The sequence below is a fragment of the Falsirhodobacter algicola genome, from assembly GCF_018279165.1.
Classification (GTDB): Bacteria; Pseudomonadota; Alphaproteobacteria; order Rhodobacterales; family Rhodobacteraceae; genus Falsirhodobacter; species Falsirhodobacter algicola.
This window is the reverse complement of record NZ_CP047289.1, coordinates 722,356-738,339: the sequence shown is the minus strand read 5'-3', so window position 1 is coordinate 738,339 and position 15,984 is coordinate 722,356. Positions and strand designations below refer to the sequence as shown.

Annotated in this window: 15 protein-coding genes; 8 read left to right on the top strand and 7 right to left on the bottom strand. The window is 65.9% G+C overall.

From position 1 onward, the window contains the following. Positions 1-77: 77 nt before the first annotated feature. The 4 genes from GR316_RS03775 to GR316_RS03760 form a co-directional block, all read right to left on the bottom strand. Positions 78-422 (bottom strand): CsbD family protein, encoded by a 345-nt coding sequence (locus GR316_RS03775; RefSeq protein ID WP_211784713.1) that lies wholly within the window; start codon positions 420-422, stop codon positions 78-80. Between the two features lie 50 nt (positions 423-472). Next, on the bottom strand, positions 473-2,176 hold the full coding sequence (locus tag GR316_RS03770) for an extracellular solute-binding protein (protein WP_211784712.1): 1,704 nt from the start codon (positions 2,174-2,176) through the stop codon (positions 473-475). 292 nt (positions 2,177-2,468) lie between these two features. Further along, entirely contained in the window at positions 2,469-3,383 is a 915-nt protein-coding gene (locus tag GR316_RS03765) for a pseudouridine-5'-phosphate glycosidase (protein ID WP_211784711.1), read from the bottom strand. After that, positions 3,380-4,246 carry a PfkB family carbohydrate kinase gene (locus GR316_RS03760; protein WP_211784710.1) on the bottom strand — a complete coding sequence of 289 codons (867 nt, stop codon included), beginning with the start codon at positions 4,244-4,246 and terminating at the stop codon, positions 3,380-3,382. The genes GR316_RS03765 and GR316_RS03760 overlap by 4 nt, the downstream gene beginning before the upstream one ends. A gap of 177 nt (positions 4,247-4,423) precedes the next feature. Here GR316_RS03760 and rpsB point away from each other — a divergent pair, with 177 nt between their 5' ends. The 4 genes from rpsB to GR316_RS03740 all read left to right on the top strand — a co-directional run bounded on the left by rpsB (position 4,424) and on the right by GR316_RS03740 (position 7,425). Then, on the top strand, positions 4,424-5,188 hold the full coding sequence (gene rpsB / locus GR316_RS03755; RefSeq protein ID WP_211784709.1) for a 30S ribosomal protein S2: 765 nt from the start codon (positions 4,424-4,426) through the stop codon (positions 5,186-5,188). 74 nt (positions 5,189-5,262) lie between these two features. Next, a complete protein-coding gene (gene tsf, locus GR316_RS03750; RefSeq protein WP_211784708.1) occupies positions 5,263-6,138 on the top strand; it encodes a translation elongation factor Ts in 876 nt (291 codons plus the stop codon). Between the two features lie 136 nt (positions 6,139-6,274). Further along, positions 6,275-6,874: a superoxide dismutase gene (locus GR316_RS03745; protein ID WP_211784707.1), complete on the top strand. Its 600-nt coding sequence runs from the start codon at positions 6,275-6,277 to the stop codon at positions 6,872-6,874. A 95-nt stretch (positions 6,875-6,969) separates the two neighbouring features. Further along, positions 6,970-7,425 carry a host attachment family protein gene (locus tag GR316_RS03740; RefSeq protein WP_211784706.1) on the top strand — a complete coding sequence of 152 codons (456 nt, stop codon included), beginning with the start codon at positions 6,970-6,972 and terminating at the stop codon, positions 7,423-7,425. Here the strand turns inward: GR316_RS03740 and GR316_RS03735 are convergent. Next, positions 7,422-7,961 carry an LOG family protein gene (locus tag GR316_RS03735; protein ID WP_211784705.1) on the bottom strand — a complete coding sequence of 180 codons (540 nt, stop codon included), beginning with the start codon at positions 7,959-7,961 and terminating at the stop codon, positions 7,422-7,424. The two genes, GR316_RS03740 and GR316_RS03735, sit on opposite strands and share 4 nt — an antisense overlap. 93 nt (positions 7,962-8,054) lie before the next feature. Between GR316_RS03735 and GR316_RS03730 the strand changes: the two genes are divergently transcribed. From GR316_RS03730 to der, 4 genes are all read left to right on the top strand, one after another. Continuing rightward, positions 8,055-9,833 (top strand): ABCB family ABC transporter ATP-binding protein/permease, encoded by a 1,779-nt coding sequence (locus GR316_RS03730; protein ID WP_211784704.1) that lies wholly within the window; start codon positions 8,055-8,057, stop codon positions 9,831-9,833. 71 nt (positions 9,834-9,904) lie between these two features. Further along, the gene (locus GR316_RS03725) at positions 9,905-10,555 is read left to right on the top strand and encodes a hypothetical protein (protein ID WP_211784703.1); all 651 of its coding nucleotides are present in this window, start codon (positions 9,905-9,907) and stop codon (positions 10,553-10,555) included. 12 nt (positions 10,556-10,567) lie between these two features. Then, positions 10,568-11,905, top strand: coding sequence for an outer membrane protein assembly factor BamB family protein (locus tag GR316_RS03720; RefSeq protein WP_249218808.1), 1,338 nt, complete (start codon positions 10,568-10,570; stop codon positions 11,903-11,905). 43 nt (positions 11,906-11,948) lie between these two features. Then, positions 11,949-13,415 (top strand): ribosome biogenesis GTPase Der, encoded by a 1,467-nt coding sequence (der, locus tag GR316_RS03715; RefSeq protein WP_211784702.1) that lies wholly within the window; start codon positions 11,949-11,951, stop codon positions 13,413-13,415. On the opposite strand, the gene GR316_RS03710 is transcribed toward der, so the two are convergent. Beyond that, positions 13,412-15,040 carry an ABC transporter substrate-binding protein gene (locus GR316_RS03710; RefSeq protein WP_211784701.1) on the bottom strand — a complete coding sequence of 543 codons (1,629 nt, stop codon included), beginning with the start codon at positions 15,038-15,040 and terminating at the stop codon, positions 13,412-13,414. The two genes, der and GR316_RS03710, sit on opposite strands and share 4 nt — an antisense overlap. A 37-nt stretch (positions 15,041-15,077) precedes the next feature. After that, positions 15,078-15,941: a tRNA (adenosine(37)-N6)-dimethylallyltransferase MiaA gene (miaA, locus tag GR316_RS03705; RefSeq protein WP_249218807.1), complete on the bottom strand. Its 864-nt coding sequence runs from the start codon at positions 15,939-15,941 to the stop codon at positions 15,078-15,080. Positions 15,942-15,984: the final 43 nt, after the last annotated feature.

Sequence of the window (15,984 nt, the reverse complement as noted above, 5' to 3'; positions counted from 1 at the left end):
AGAAGAGCTTGGTGAAGCTCTTCTCTTATGGGTGCACAGATGGGTGTTGACCAGACGGGCCGTGTGAAATTCTGCGATCAGCCGCCGCTGACGGGATCGTCCGTTACGTTGTCATCACCGAACTTGCGATCGTCGTCGGACGCATCCTCGCCCGGCGAGACATAAAGACGGCTGTCGCGGATCGAATCGTCGTCGTGATGCTCGTCCATATGCACGTCCGAGGGGACGGCACCTTCCATCCATTCCTCCACCTGCTGGGCGATGTCGTCCTGATCATCGCCCGTCAGATCGACGAGGCGCTTTTCGAAGGCGACGCGGTCGCCCTCGATCTCGATCAGGTCTTCCTCGGTCAGGTCGGGCCATGCCTCGAGGATGGATTCCTGAAACGCTTCCCAGTTGTCTGCGACGGTGCGCCAGCGCATGGTGTCCTCCGTGATTTGGGGGACAACGGCGCAGGCCCGCGCCGGTTCCGTCAGGGCGCGTACCACCATGTATCGGGTTGGAAGCCCGGCCAGTCGCCATAGAGCGGCAGGCGGTCGGGGTGATGGAACGCGCGGTCATAGGCGATCCGCGACACGCGCGCATACCAGAACGGGATGACATAGCGCCCCGACATCAGCACCCGGTCCAACGCACGGGTTGCGGCGTTGAACTGGGCCGGATCCTCGGACCGGACCATGGCGGTGATCATCGCATCGGCGGCCGGATCGACCATGCCCATCAGATTGCGCGAGCCGGGCTGGTTCGCCCCCGACGATCCCCAATAGAGCGTCTGTTCGTTCCCCGGCGACAACGAGAAGCTGCGCAAGATCTCGGTCATGTCGAAGTCGAAATTGGTGACGCGCTGGCTGTATTGCGCGGCATCGACGCTGCGGAGCGTCGCGTCGATCCCAAGGCGACGCAGGGCCTGAATGTAGATGTTGGCGATGGTCGCCGTCTCCCCCGCGCCTTGGGGCAGCAGGATTTCGAAGGTGAAGGGCGTGCCGTTCTTCATCAGGCGGCCATGCTCCACCGTCCATCCGGCCTCGCTCAGAAGCATCGCGGCGCGGCGCAGGTTCGCGCGGTTCGATCCATCCGTGCTGGGCAGGGCATAGCCGTCCATCACCCCCGGCAGCAGCGTCTGACGATAGGGGGCCAAGAGGTCCGACACATCCTTCGGCGCAGGCGTGCCGGGCGTCATGCCGAGGTCGGAGTTGGAGAAGTAGCTTTCGATCCGCGGCTCGGTCCCGCCGGTCAGGATGCCGTTGATCCGTTTGAAATCGAAGGCAAGGATCATCGCCTCGCGCACGCGCAGATCGTCGAAGACGGGGCGGCGGGTGTTCATCACGAAGCCATGCATCCCCGAGGGGCGGTGATGGGGGATCTCCTCCATCACGACACGGCCATCCTGCACGGCGGGGAAATCGAAGGCGGTCATCCAGCGGGCGGGATTCTCCTCGCGCCAGATCGACAAACTGCCCGCCTTGAACGCCTCGAAGACGACGCCCTGATCGCCGTAGAACTCGGTCCGCAGGTGATCGAAGTTGTAGAGGCCGCGATTGACCGGAAGATCCGCGCCCCACCAATCGGGGTTCCGACGGTAGGTGATGTAGCGGTTCGGCTCGAAATCTTCGACCACATAGGGGCCGGAGCCGATCGGCGCCTCGAGCGAGGAGGCCGCGAAATCCTTGCCCTCCCACTGGGCCTTTTCCAGCACGGGACGCAGGCCGAGGATCAGCGGCATCTCGCGGTCGGCTTCGGTGAAGGTGAAGCGGACGGAGCGGGGGCCCGTCTGCTCCACGCTCGCGATCTTGGACCATGCGCCGGCATAGCGGGGCTGGCCTTCCTCGGCCAGCGTGCGGAAGGACCAGATCACATCCTCCACCGTCACGGGATTGCCGTCGGAGAAGCGGGCCTCGGGGCGCAGGGTGAATTCGGCGTAGCTGCGCGCCTCGTCGGTGTCGATGCTTTCGGCCAAGAGGCCGTACAGGGTGAACGGCTCGTCGATGGACCGGGCCATCAGCGTTTCCACCGTCCAAGGGCCGAGGAACCACGGCGCGCGCCCCTTCAGGATGAACGGATTGAGCGAGTCGAATCCGCCCGATTCGCCCATCACCATCGTCCCGCCCTTGGGCGCATCGGGGTTGGCATAGGGCAGGTGGTCGAAGTCCGGCGGCAGGGCCGGTTCGCCATACATCGCAATTCCATGCGCCGGTTCGGCCGCTGTCACGCCCGGTAGGAAGGCTAGGACCGCGGCCGCCAAAATGCTGATGTATTGCCGCGTCATGCCTGCCATGCCCCCCGCACCTATGCTGGATGGCGGCCAGATTAGGTGCAAGACCCGCCATTTCAAACTTTTAACTTGGCCAAGTGAGAGTGGGGGCGTATAAAGGCCTCACTGCTCGATAGGTTTCTTGCCTGTATGAAACCTGCCTCATACTGAACGCCGGCTTCGTGCCGGCGTCTTTTTTTGTCCGCAGGTCCGCGCGTCACCGCAGCCGCGCGATTTCCCCAGCGATTTCCGCCGCCAGTCGCGCGTTGTTCAGAACAAGCTCGATGTTGGAGCGGAGCGAGCGCCCCTCGGTCAGCGCGAAGATGCGGTCGAGGAGGAAGGGCGTCACTTCCTTGGCGGCGATGCCTTGGCTCTCGGCCTCGCGCAGCGCGGCTTCGATCGCCGGAGTGATTTCCTCTTGCGGGATTTCATGCGCAACGGGGATCGGGTTCGCGACCAGTTGCCCGCCGGGCAGGCCCAGCGTGCCGCGCATCAGATGGGCGGCCGCAATCTCGGCGGCGCTGTCCATCCGCAGCGGCGATTTCAGACCCGATGCGCGCGACCAGAAGGCCGGGAAATCGTCCTGACCATAGGCGATGACGGGAACGCCATGCGTCTCCAGCACTTCCAGCGTCTTGGGCAGATCGAGGATCGCCTTCGCGCCCGCCGCGACGACGGTCACTGCGGTCTGCCCGAGTTCGGGAAGATCGGCCGAGATGTCGAAGCTGGTTTCTGCCCCGCGATGTACGCCGCCGATGCCGCCGGTGGCGAAGACGTCGATGCCCGCCAGCCGCGCGCAGATCATCGTTGCCGCGACCGTCGTCGCGCCGACCCGGCCCGAGGTGATGCCGACGGCCAGATCCGCCCGCGACAGTTTCATCGCGTCCGGCGTCTGACCGAGGAAATCGAGATCCTCGTCATCGAGGCCCACATGGATCGCGCCGTTCATGATCGCGATGGTCGCGGGAACGGCGCCGCCTTCGCGGATCACGGCCTCCACGGCGCGGGCCATCTCCACGTTCTGCGGGAAGGGCATGCCATGGGTGATGATGGTGCTTTCGAGGGCGACGACGGGCGTGCCCTCGGCCAGCGCATCGGCCACGTCCGACTGAAGGATGAGGGGCAGGGTCATGCGATGTCTCCGGATACATGGTCGGCGGCAGCGCGAAGGGCGGCGCGCAGCGCCTCCGTCCGGCTGGCGCCCTGTTGTTCGGCCACGAGATGCGCGGCCATGAAGGTGTCACCCGCGCCGGTGACGCGCGTCACCAGAACGGGGGGCGGGGTGTCGGTGATGACGCCTTCGCCGGCGCGCCCTTCGGCGCAGGCGCGGCCGCCATCCGTCACCAATACATGCGCGGCCCCGCGCGCCAGAAGCGCCTCGGCGGCGGCGGCGGCGGTGTCCGAATGGACCTTGGAGAGGATGTTCGCCTCCTCGAGGTTCACATAGATCGTCGCGTTCGCGCAGCCCAGAAGCGGCAGGAGCCGTTCGGCCTTGCCCGGGCTTGCGGGCGCCACGCGCAGATCGGCTCCGGCAAAGAGCGGCGAGACGGCGATTTCTGCCAGAAGCTGCTCGGTCAGGTTGCCGTCGAGGGCGATGGGCCCGGACCAGCCGGCAAGCGCGTCCGTCAGCGGGCGCAGGATCTTGTCGCCCGCGGCCTCCAGCGAATGGGCGTCGGCGATGGCCGCGATCAGCCCGTTCGCGCCCTCCACCGCCATGTAGCGGTCGGTCGGCAGATCGTCCGAGCGATAGATGTGATCGATCACCATCCCAAGCCGGGCGCAGTCTGCCACCAGTTCGTCCCCCTCGGGGTCGCGGCCGATGGCGGTCAGCAGGCCGGGGGTCAGGCCGAATCGGCGCAGCGTGATGGCGATGTTCATCGCCACGCCGCCGGGAATGCGCGTGATGCGCCCCGGCACGTCCGAGCCGAGTCGCATGGCCGAGGGCGAACGCCCGATGATGTCCCAGAGGACGGAACCGATGCAGAGAATATCCATGTACCGCTTCTGATGCACAGGCCCGCGCGGCGCAAGGGGTTGCGGCGGGTTCACGGCCGGGTTATATGCGCGCCACTTCACAGGCGAGGCTTGGGCCGATCGGGGAGACATCCCGAAAGGTCCGCCGGTTGGGAGAGATCCCTCAAGGCTTCGCCGAGGCGCAAACCGGAAAAGGATATGGACATGGCGCTCCCTGATTTCTCCATGCGTCAGCTGCTGGAAGCTGGCGTTCACTACGGTCACCAAACCGCCCGCTGGAACCCCAAGATGGGCGAGTTCATCTACGGCGACCGCAACGGCATCCACATCATCGACCTGACGCAGACCGTCCCGATGCTGGACAAGGCGCTGCAAGTGGTGCGTGACACCGTTGCCAAGGGCGGCCGCGTTCTGTTCGTCGGCACCAAGCGCCAAGCGCAAAAGCCGATCGCCGACGCCGCCGAGCGTTGCGCGCAGCACTACATGAACCACCGCTGGCTGGGCGGCACGCTCACCAACTGGAAAACCGTCTCCAACTCCATCCAGCGCCTGAAGCAGCTGGACGAGCTGATGGCGACGGGCGCCGAAGGCCTCACCAAGAAAGAGCGCCTGAACATGGAGCGTGAGCAGGCCAAACTGCAAGCCTCGCTGGGCGGTATCCGCGACATGGGCGGCGTTCCGGACCTTCTGTTCATCGTCGACGTGAACAAGGAAGACCTCGCCATCCTCGAAGCGCAGAAGCTGGGCATCCCGGTCGTCGCGATCGTGGACACCAACGCCTCGCCCAAGGGCGTGGACTATGTGATCCCGGGCAACGACGATGCGGCCCGTGCGATCGGCCTCTATTGCGATCTGGTGGCCCGTGCGGCGCTGGACGGCATGACCGCCCAAATGGGCGCTGCCGGCATCGACCTGGGCGAGCTGGAAGCCGCGCCCGAGGAAGAAGCTGTCGAAGAGGCCTGAGGCCTGTCGTCCGACCGTTACCCGGCGGGAGTATCCCCGCCGGGATTTCCATTCGAATACCGAGGAGAGCCACGATGGCAATCACCGCCCAGATGGTGAAGGAACTGCGCGAGACGACCGGCGCAGGCATGATGGACGCCAAGAAGGCGCTGACCGAGACGGATGGCGACATGGAAGCGGCCGTTGACTGGCTGCGCACCAAGGGTCTGGCCAAGGTCGCCAAGAAATCCGGCCGTGTCGCCGCCGAAGGTCTGGTCGGCGTTGCCGTTCGCGACGGCAAAGGTGTCGCGGTCGAGGTGAACTCCGAAACCGACTTCGTCGCCAAGAACGCCGATTTCCAAAAGCTCGTGTCGGGCATCACGGAAACCGCGCTGAACGTGGCCGATACCGAAGCGCTGAAGGCGGCCGATCTGAACGGCAAGCCCGTTGCGGACGTGCTGAACGAAGCCATCGCCGTCATCGGCGAGAACATGACCCTGCGCCGCATGGCGGTCGTCGAAGGTGATTCCGTCGCCTCCTACGTCCACACCTCGGCCGCCGAGGGCATGGGCCGCATCGGCGTGCTGGTGGCCGTGAAGGGCACCGACAACGGCATCGCCAAGCAGATCGCGATGCACGTCGCCGCGACCAACCCGGCCTCGCTCTCCGAAGCCGATCTGGATCCGGCGCTGGTGGAGCGTGAGAAGAACGTTCTGACCGAGCAAGCGCGCGAATCCGGCAAGCCGGAAGCGGTCATCGAGAAGATGATCCAAGGCCGCATGGCGAAGTACTTCGAAGAAGTCACGCTGCTGGGCCAGAAGTTCGTGCTGAACCCCGACGTGACCGTGGCGCAAGCCGCCAAGGACGCCGGTGTCGAGGTCGTGGGCTTCGTGCGCATGGCTGTCGGCGAAGGCATCGAGAAAGAAAAAGAGGACTTCGCAGCCGAAGTGGCGAAGACCCTCAAGGGCTGATCCTGCCCTGAATACCCGAAAGGCGCCGTTTCCGAAGGGAAGCGGCGCCTTTTGCTGTCCTCATACCCGGCACAGCCCCTTGACCTTCCGGCCGCCTGTCCTCTTATTGACGCGACATGACTGAAGGAGGCCCAAGATGGCATTCACGCTCCCCGAACTTCCCTATGCCCATGACGCGCTCGCCGATCTGGGCATGTCGAGGGAAACGCTCGAATTCCACCATGACATCCACCACAAGGCCTATGTCGACAACGGCAACAAGCTGATCGCCGGTACCGAGTGGGAGGGCCAGTCGCTCGACGCGATCGTGAAAGGCACCTACAAGGCCGGCGCGGTTGCCCAGTCGGGCATCTTCAACAACGCCTCGCAGCACTGGAACCACAACCTGTTCTGGGAAGTGATGGGCCCGGGCCAGAAATCCATGCCGTCCGAACTGGAAAAGGCGCTGACCGAATCCTTCGGCTCGGTCGAGAAGTTCAAAGAGGACTTCGCCGCCGCCGGTGCCGCACAGTTCGGTTCGGGCTGGGCGTGGCTGGTCAAGGACGCCGGTGGCGCCCTGAAGATCACCAAGACCGAGAACGGGGTGAACCCGCTCTGCTTCAACGAAACGGCCCTGCTGGGCTGCGACGTGTGGGAGCACAGCTACTACATCGACTTCCGCAACAAACGCCCGGCCTACCTCTCCAACTTCCTCGAAAAGCTGGTGAACTGGGAAGCCGTCGCCGCGCGCATGTGATCCCGAAATGGCCCGCCGCGTGCGGGCCATATTTTTCCGCGTTGGAACATGGCCTTCCTTCGGACGTTGTCATCCGACATCTGAAGGAGGCACTGATGCAACGCTTGACGCACGGAACTTGGGTCGTCGTCGCGGATGGGGAAAAAGCCCTGTTCATGGAAAACGAAGGCGACGGTCAATATCCCGTTCTTCGTGTGCGCCGCCTCGAGACGCATGAGAACCCGCCGGACCGCGACCAAGGCACCGACAAGGGCGGTCAGATCGGCAATGGCCGTGGTGGCACCGGATCCGCGATGGATCAGACCGATTTCCACCAGCTCGAAAAAGATCGTTTTGCGCATGACCTCGCGCAGACGCTTTACAAGCTGGCCCATGCGGGCCGGTTCGACCGACTGATCCTCGTTGCGGCACCGCAGACCTTGGGCGCGATCCGCCCAGAACTGCACAAGGAGGTGCAGGACCGGATTGTCGGCGAAATCGCGAAATCCCTGACATCCATGCCCATCGACAAGATCGAAAAGGCCATCACGGACGAGCTTGCCGCCGCCTAGCGCGCCAGCTCTTCCTCCAGCGTCGCGACGTCAGCTACGACGGTGACGAAGTCCAAAAGCGACGCATCGGCGAACCCCTCGGACACGGAATGCTTCAGAAGCTGCATGAGGGGTTCCCAATAACCATCCGTATTCAATAGGTAAATCGGCTTGTCATGCAGGCCGATCTGCCGCCATGTCAACACCTCAAAAAATTCGTCCAGCGATCCCGCGCCGCCCGGAAGCACCACGATCCGGTCGGAGTTCATGTACATGACCGTCTTGCGGACATGCATGTTGTCGGTGACGATGAACTGCGACACCGCGCGGCGGCCCTGTTCGCGTATCATCAGATGCTGAGGAATGACGCCGAGCGTGTCTCCATCGGCCGCGCCGCGCGCCACTTCGCCCATCAGGCCGACATCCCCCGCACCATAGACAAGGCGCCAGCCGCGCCGGGCGATCATCTCGCCGGTCTGCCGGGCGGCTTCCATGTAGGACGGGCGATTCCCGGGGCGGGAGCCGCAGAAGACGCAGACGGATAAGCTCGGGGACATTCGTTTCTCCTGTTGTTGGGCGCAGCCTACAGATCGCGGGATCGCGCGCCAAGGCACTGGTCATCGCGGTGCCGCTCCCCTAAGACACAGGGCATGAGCCTTGATGTCAAAAGCAGCGGCTGGCAGACCATCGCCCGCGTTCTTCCCTACATCTGGCCCAAGGATCAGCCTTGGGTCAAACGCCGCGTGGTGATCGCGCTGTGCCTTCTGGTGCTGGCCAAGATCGTTTCGGTGACCACGCCCGCCGTCTACAAGGCGGCGGTCGATGCGCTTGGCGGGGATGCCCCGCCTGCGGTGCTGGGCGCGGTCGCGCTGACGGTGGCCTATGGCATCGCCCGCTTCGGCGCGATCGCGTTTGGCGAGTTGCGCGATCTCGTCTTCGTGCGGGTCGGGCAGCGTGCGCTGCGGCAGCTTGCGCTCGAAACCTTCACGCATATCCACCGCCTCTCGCTCCGCTATCACATCATGCGGCGCACGGGCAGCCTCTCGCGCATCGTGGAGCGTGGGGTGAAGGGGGTGGAGTTCCTCCTGCGTTTCCTCATCTTCTCCATCGGGCCGCTGATTCTCGAGCTGCTATTGGTCGCCATCATCTTCTGGGTGGTGTTCGGCTTTGCCTATATGGCCGTCGTGCTGGCCACGGTGGCGGCCTATGTCGCCTATACGCTGAAGGTCACGGAGATCCGCGTTCGTATCCGGCAGGAGATGAACGACATGGACAACGACGCCAATCAGAAGGCCGTGGACAGCCTGCTGAACTTCGAAACGGTGAAGTATTTCGGGGCCGAGCTGCGCGAAGCGTCGCGCTACGACACCGCGATGGCGGGCTATGAGCACGCTGCGGTGCGCACCGGACAAAGCCTGTCGCTGCTGAACATGGGGCAGGGTGCGATCATCACAACGGGCCTCGTGGCGGTGATGGTGATGGCGGCGCGCGGGGTGACGGCGGGCACGCTGACCGTGGGCGATTTCGTCATGGTCAATGCGTACATGATCCAGATCACCATGCCGCTCGGCTTTCTGGGAACGGTGTACCGCGAAATTCGGCAGGCGCTGGTGGATATGGGGCAGATGTTCGGCCTTCTGCGCCAGCCCGCCGAGATCGAGGATCGCCCCGGCGCGCCCGATCTGCACGTCGTCGGCGGCGCGGTGGAGTTCGACGATGTGACCTTCGGCTATTCGCCCGAACGTCCGATCCTGCGCGGTCTGTCCTTCCGGGCCGAACCGGGCCAGACCATCGCCCTCGTCGGCCCGTCGGGCGCGGGGAAATCCACGGTCGGCCGGTTGCTGTTCCGTTTCTATGACGTGACGGGCGGCGCCGTGCGCATCGACGGGCAGGATCTGCGCGCCGTGACGCAGGACAGTCTGCACGCCCAGATCGGCGTCGTGCCGCAGGATACCGTGCTCTTCAACGACACCATCCGCTACAACATCGCCTATGGCCGTGCGGACGCCTCCGAAGAGGCGATCCATGCCGCCGCCCGGTCGGCGCGCATTCACGATTTCATCATGTCTCTGCCCGATGGCTACGAGACGACCGTGGGCGAGCGTGGGCTGAAGCTGTCGGGCGGCGAGAAGCAGCGCGTCGGTATCGCCCGCACTATGCTGAAGAACCCGCCGATCCTGCTGCTGGACGAGGCGACCTCTGCGCTCGACACCCAGACGGAGCGGGACATTCAGGACAGTCTGCGCCTGATGTCGCAGGGGCGCACGGTGGTGACGATCGCGCACCGTCTGTCCACCATCGCCGATGCGGACCGCATCCTGGTGATGGAGGAGGGCCGCGTCGTGGAGGAGGGCCGGCACGAGGAACTTCTGGCCCTCGGCGGCCGCTATGCCCGCCTCTGGGCGCATCAGTCCGCCGAAGAGGCGTAGGAGGGCGGACCGCCCTTGGCAATGCGCCTGCATATTGTGTAAGAGGAAGCAAGGATAAGGGGGCGGTTTTCGTGAGCAACTCCGACAACTTCATCAACGAGGTGGCCGACGAGCTGCGTCGCGAGAAACTGTTCAACGCTGCGAAGCGGTTTGGCTGGATCGCGGTGCTTGCCGTCGTGGCCATTGCCGGCGGCGTGGCATGGACCGAATGGCAGGACCGGACCGACACCGCCGAGGCGCGGGCCTTGGGCGATACGCTCTTTGCCGCGCTGGACGCCGATGATCCGGCGACGCGCCGCAGCGCGCTGGACGCGGTCGATGCGAGTGGCGAACGCGGGGCCCTCGTAGGGCTGATGCAGGCCTCGGACCCCGAACAGGACAAGGCCGCGACGCTGGCCGCGCTCGACCGGGTGATCGGGATGGACGGGCTGTCGCCGCAGTTCCACGATCTGGCCGTGCTGCGCAAGGTCGTGGTCGCCGGGGGCGATCTGAGCGTGGAGGAGCGCCGCGCTCTGCTGCGCCCGATCTCCGGGCCGGGGCAGCCCTATCGCCCGCTGGCGCTGGAGCTTCTGGCCTATCTCGATCTGGAGGGCGGCGACCGCGATGCCGCCATCGAAGGTCTGCGTGCGCTGCTGACCGATCAGCAGGCCCCGCAGGATCTGCGCCAGCGCGTTGCGCAGGTCATCACCGCCCTCGGCGGTTCAACCACCGAAGCCGGCTGAGGAGTGATGCGGATGATGAAGGCGACGACGGCCCTGATGACGCTGGCGGCCCTGAGCGTGGCGGCCTGTCAGAAGGATGACACCCTGCCGGGCGAGCGGTTCGATGTGCGCGCCCCGCTGGAGGCAAGCCTGCCGACCGCGTCCAACCCGTCCCCCGTGGGCGGCACCGCGACGGTTGCGAACCGGGCATTGCCGATCTCGCTCCCGGCGCAGACCAGCACCGATTGGACGCATCGCGGCGGCAATGCCCGCCACCTTGCGGGCAACGGTGCCCTCAGCGCCGCGCCGCAGCGCATCTGGAGCGTGGATATCGGCGCCGGCAACATCGAACGTGCGCGCATCGCCGCGGCGCCCGTCGTGGCGCAGGGGCGTGTCTTCGGCATGGATTCCGATGCGCATCTGGCCGCCGTCTCGACCGAGGGGCAGCTGCTGTGGAAAACCTCGCTGCGCCCGGCGGGCGAACGCTCCGACATCTCGGGCGGGGGGCTGGCCTATGGCAGCGGGCGCATCCTTGCGACGACCGGCTATGGCGAGCTGATCGCACTCGATGCGGCGACCGGCGCGATCCAGTGGCGGCAGGACCTTGGCGCCCCGGCGATCGGTGCGCCGACGGTGGACGGAAACTCCGTCTATGTCGTGGCGCGGGACGGCACGGCATGGTCCGTCGATCTGGCCAATGGTCGGGTGGAATGGACGGTCACCGGAACGTCGGAAGTGGCGGGCATGATCGGCACGGCATCCCCGGCGGTGTCGGACGCGGAGGTGATCCTTCCCTTCTCCACCGGGCAGGTGCTGGCGGTGCGTCAGCAATCGGGTTCGCGGGTCTGGACGAGCGCCGTGGCCGGGCAGCGCCGGGGCCGCAGCTATGGCCTGATCCCGGACATCACCTCCGATCCGGTCGTGAACGGCTCGGTCGTCTATGTCGGCAACCAAGCGGGCAGCACCGTCGCGCTGGACCGCTCCAGCGGTGAGCGGATCTGGGCCGCGAAGGAAGGGGCCTATGGCCCCGTGGCCGTGGGCGGGAACTCGGTCTTCCTCGTATCCGACGAGGCGCATCTGGTGCGGCTCGACGCTCGGACGGGGGAAACCATCTGGTCTGTGCCGATGCCCTATTTCGAGGCCGAGAAAGTCCGCAAGCGCAGCTCCATCACCGCCCATTACGGGCCGGTCATCGCGGGCGGGCGAATCGTCGTCGCCTCCAGCGATGGGCTGCTGCGGTTCTTCGATCCGGTCAGCGGCGCGCTTGTCGGTTCGGTCGCGATCCCGGACGGGGCGGCGGCGCAGCCGGCCGTGGCGGGGGGCGCGATCTACGTGGAATCCGGCGACGGCGCGATTCACGCTTTCCGCTGAGTGCGCAAGGGTGTAAGCACCCATCCTTCGGAAGGAGACGGGCATGAGCTTCACCCTCGCCATCGTCGGTCGCCCCAATGTGGGCAAATCGACCCTGTTCAACCGGCTGGTCGGCAAGCGCCTTGCGCTCGTGGACGATCAGCCCGGCGTCACGCGCGATCTGCGCGAGGGCGACGCCAAGCTGATCGACCTCCGCTTTACCGTGATCGACACGGCGGGGCTGGAAGACGCGACCGATGACAGCCTTCAGGGGCGGATGCGCCGCCTGACGGAGCGGGCCGTGGAAATGGCCGATATCTGCCTGTTCGTCATCGACGGCCGTGTGGGGGTGACCCCGCAGGACGAGATGTTCGCCGACATCCTGCGCCGCAAGAACGCGCATGTGGTGCTGGCCGTGAACAAGGCCGAAGGCAAGGCCGGCGATGCCGGGGCGATCGAGGCGTGGAGCCTCGGCCTCGGTGAGCCGGTGCGCCTTTCGGCCGAGCATGGCGAGGGGATGGACGATCTCTATCGCATCCTCGTGCCCATCGCGGACGGTTTCGTCGAACGCGCACTGGCGGATGCGCCGGTCGTGGATGTGGACGTTCCCGAAGGCTCCGAGGAGGAGGACGATCCCGAGGCCTACAAGCCGACGGAGAAGCATCCCCTGCAGATTGCCGTGATCGGTCGCCCGAATGCCGGCAAATCGACGCTGATCAATAAGATCATCGGGCAGGACCGTCTTCTGACGGGGCCGGAGGCTGGCATCACGCGCGATGCCATCTCGCTCCGCGCCGACTGGAGCGGCACGCCGATCCGCATCTTCGACACCGCAGGCATGCGCAAGAAGGCCAAGATCAGCGACAAGGTCGAAAAGCTGTCCGTCGCCGATGGTTTGCGCGCCGTGCGCTTCGCCGAAGTTGTGGTCGTGCTTCTGGACGTGGAGATCCCGTTCGAGCAGCAGGATCTGCGCATCGCCGATTTCGCCGAGACCGAGGGCCGGGCCGTCGTCATCGCCGTGAACAAATGGGATCTGGAGGATGACAAGCAGGACAAGCTGTTCGAACTGAAGGAAATGTTCGAACGCCTGCTGCCGCAGCTGCGCGGTGCGCCGCTGATCACCGTGTCGGCCAAGACCGGCCGCGGGCTGGAGCGTCTGCGCGAGGCGATCCTGCGCGCCCATGACATCTGGAACCGCCGTATTCCGACGGCGCGGCTCAACTCGTGGCTTGGTGCCATGACCGAGGCGCACCCGCCGCCGGCCCCCGGCGGCCGCCGGATCAAGCTGCGCTACATGACGCAGGTGAAAACTCGTCCGCCGGGCTTCATCGTCATGTGCAGCCATCCGGACATGATGCAGGACAGCTACAAACGGTATCTGGTGAACGGGCTGCGCGATCACTTCGACATGCCCGGCACGCCGATCCGTCTGACGCTGCGCGGGCAGGGCGACAAGAACCCCTACAAGGACAAGAAGAACTTCGGCACGCCCTCTCGGCTGCGCAAGCACCTCGACAAGCGCAAGCCCTAAGGGGCGGGCGCAGGCTCCAGCCACCATTCGTGGTGGCGGTGATCCAGCACCGGCGTGATGTCCATCCCATGCGCGCGGGGGTGGACATGCCGCGCAAGGCGGCGCCAGAACGGCTGGATCAGCACGCCCTGATCGCGCAGCATCGTCTCCAGCCGCTGCATGACGCTCTGCCGTTCCTCCGCATCGACGATGGCCAGCGCATCGCGCAGCGCCTCGTCGAAGGCGGGATCGGCAAAGCCCGTTTCATTCCAGACCGACCCGCTTTGATAGGCAAGGCGCAGGACCTGCACCCCTAGCGGACGCATGTTCCAGTTCGTGGCGGAAAAGGCGAAGCCCCGCCAATTCGGCCAATAGTCGCGCCCCGGTAGGATCTGCCGCGTCACGGTCAGACCCGCATCCACCATCTGCGCCGCGACGACATCGCAGCTTAGGGCCTGCCATTCGTCATCGAGCGAGGTGAGCGTGAACTCCTCCCCCTCCATCCCCGCTTCGCGCAGCAGGGCAAGGCCGGCCTCGGTGTCGAACTCGGCCGGGCCGATCGGGCTGTAGTCGGGCTGAAGGGGGGCAACGTGGTGGTTCTCGCCGATCTCGCCCTGACCGGCATAGCCGATTTCTAGAACCACGGCGTTGGAGACGATCTTCTGGATCGCCAGCCGCACGCGCCGGTCGTCATAAGGCGGCATGCGCTGATTGAAGCGGATGGCCAGCGTCGCCGCCGAGGGGCATTCGCTGCGTTCCCATCCCAGATCGTCCAGTTCCGAGGTGGCGCGGCCAATGGTCTGATCGACGGCCTCGATCTCGCCCGCACGGGCGGCGACGGCGGCACGCGCGGGATCGGTGCCGAGGTCCACATATTCGATCCGGTCCAACCATGGCCCGCCAAGGACCTCGGTGCCCCACCACGGGCGGGCAACATCGAGCTCCAGCACATGGCGGGTGCCGGGTTCGATCTGAACCGGCAGGAACGGCCCCGTGCCGACCGGATCGACCGAGGGGTCCGCCCCGTCATAGGCGGGATGGACCAGCAGCGCGGTGTATTCGGCAAAGCTCGCGATCAGGGTCGCATCGGGAAAGCCGAGGGTGAGGGTCAGCGTCAGATCGTCGGCAATCGCCACCGCATCCTCATTGAGCCGCCCATCGGTTTGCAGCGCCGCCGTCACGGCGGCCATCGCATTGCCCGGCACGCCCGCATCGGCCCATCGGCGCAGGTTCGCGGCCACATCGGCGGCGGTGAAGGGATCGCCATTGCTCCACCGGATGCCGGGGCGCAGATGCAGCGTCAGGGTGCGCGCATCGTCGGCATAGGCCCAACTCTCCAGCAGCGCGCCGGTGAAGGTGCCGTCGGGGTTGTACTGCACCAGCGGCTCCAACCAGCCGCGCAGGACATTCCCGATCTCCGGCCAATCGGCGATGCGCGGATCGCAGAGGGGCAGCGCCGACATCGCCATGCGCAGGGTGCCGCCGGGGGCCGGCCCTGCGGCGCGCGCGGGACTGCGCAGCCCGATCAGCCCATAGGCGACGGGCACCGAGACGCCGAGCGCGGTGGCATGGGACAGAAACTCCCGCCGGTTGATTCGTCCGGCGAGGTGGTCGGCGGCGTGATGACGGGCGGCGGGATGGGTCATGCGCGATGATCTAGTGTGGCTGCGGGAAAGGCCAGCATCAGGGAAGCGCGACGCTGTGCCAATCCCTCATCCGGTTGCGGAACCATGTCCGCTGACGTTTCGCATATTGATGGGTTGCGATCTTGGCCTGCTGCACGGCATCCGCCAGCGTCAGTTCCCCCCGCAGATGGGCCACAAGCTCCGGCGCTCCGATTGCGCGCGACGATGGGAGGGAGGGGTTCCAATGCGGCAGTTCCGCCCGGACCTCGTCCAGCGCCCCGGCCTGCATCATCGCATCGAACCGCCGGTCGATGCGGGCGCGCAGCCAGTCGGGATCGGGGCGCAGGACGATCGCCTCCACGTCCGTGCGGCGCAGAAGCGGCGGGCCCGTATCGGCCTGCCAGTCCGACAGGCCACGGCCCGTCGCGGTCAGCACCTCCCATGCGCGCTGAACGCGGGCACGGTTGCGCAGGTCGATCTTCGCGGCGGTCGGCGGGTCGAGGCGGGCGATCATCTCCTCCAAGGCTAAGGTATCGGCATGGTGGCGTATCTCAGGCGGTACATCAGGAATGTCCGCCAAGCCGATGATAAGGGATGAGAAATACAGTCCCGTACCACCCACGATGATCGCGCGGCCGGTTTCGAGGATCGGGCGCAGATCGCGCAACCAATGGCCTGCGGAATAGGGCTGATCGCGCCCCACATGGCCATAGAGGGCATGGGGCAGCGCAGCTTCCTCCTCGGCGCTTGGCCGTGCCGTCAGCAGCCGCCAGTTGGAGAACACCTGAAGGGCGTCGGCGTTCACGATGGTCCCGCCATGCCGCGCCGCGATCTCTGCCGCCAGCGCCGATTTGCCGCTGGCGGTCGGGCCGGCGATCAGGACGTGGCGGTCCGCCGGAATATTTACGCCTATCCTTACCATCAACGGCGGCTCCCGGTTGTATCCGACGGCGTTTTCGGACATT